Origin of the sequence: Micromonospora radicis, assembly GCF_003583405.1 — a bacterium.
Lineage (GTDB): Bacteria > Actinomycetota > Actinomycetes > Mycobacteriales > Micromonosporaceae > Micromonospora > Micromonospora radicis.
Window position 1 is genome coordinate 1 of record NZ_QXEC01000062.1, and the last position, 1,090, is coordinate 1,090.

General features: G+C 75.8%; 1 protein-coding gene and 1 pseudogene. Both read right to left on the minus strand.

The genetic code is table 11. The features are described from left to right. Window positions 1-196: pseudogene (locus D2L64_RS28160) on the minus strand (D-alanyl-D-alanine carboxypeptidase); the annotation flags it as partial. Window positions 197-264: 68 nt separating this feature from the next. Then, window positions 265-1,090: D-alanyl-D-alanine carboxypeptidase family protein (locus tag D2L64_RS26915; RefSeq protein ID WP_147376333.1), on the minus strand; the 826-nt coding region annotated here is incomplete at its 5' end.

The window sequence follows — 1,090 nt, forward strand, 5'->3', positions numbered from 1 at the left end:
AGGTCGCCAGCCGGGCACCGCCCACCGCCCGCTGGACCGGGTCCGGCGGTGGGGTGGCGCCCGGTGTCGGGCCGGGCGCGGGCGGCGCCGGACGTGGGCACGGCACGGGGGCCGCCGCGGCGGCGCCGGTGGCGGGCACCAGCGGAGACGTCATGAGGGCCGCGGTCACCGCCACGGCCAGGCCGGAGACTCTCACAGCACACCACGCTATCGGGTGATTTCCGGCTGGTCCGGCGAATCGACCAGCGCGTGGGGTCGCGGGCGTCAGCTCCGACGGCGGTCGGCGGTCCGGCCCCGGCGCGCGGCGACCACCGAGAGCGCTATCGCCGCCGCACCGACGGTCAGCGCCACGAACATCCCCGCTCCCGGTGCCTCGCCGACGGCGGCCGAGGTGGTCGCCTCCACCGACGGTACGACGTTCGCCTCGGGCGCGACCGGCGACGGTTCGGCGTCGAGTTCCCCCGGCTCCACCAGCCGACCCACGGTCGCGTCGCGGGGCTGGGCGAATCCCCAGTCCAGCAGCGCCGCGCCCTGTTCCCAGCCGCGCAGCGGCCGGGGCTCGGCGCCGAGCAGCGTGACGACCAGCCGGCGACCGTCACGCTCGGCGGCGCCCACGTAGGTGTGCCGGGCGTAGTCGGTGAAACCGGTCTTCCCGCCGAGCGCGCCGGGATAGCGGAAGATCAGCTGGTTGTTGTTCTGGATCTCGAAGCCCTTGGCCTGCAACGCCTTCTGGGCCGGGATCCGGGTCCGCTCGGTGCGGACGTAGCGGCGGAACGTCGGGTCCGCGAAGCAGGCGCGGGCGATCAGGGCCAGGTCGTACGCGCTGGTGAACTGGCCCGCGGCGTCCAGTCCGGACGGCGTCACCGCGTGGGTCTGCAGGGCGCCGAGCCGGCGGGCCTGCTCGTTCATCGCCCGCACCCCGCCCGCCGCACCGTCGGCGCCGCCGCCGAGGCGGGCCAGCGCGTTGGCCGCCTCGTTGCCCGATTGCAGCAACAGGCCCAGCCACAACGTCTCGACCCGGTACCGGCCGCCGGCAAGCAATCCGACCGCCGAACTCCCCCGCGCGATGTCCAGGTCCTCGCGGGTCACC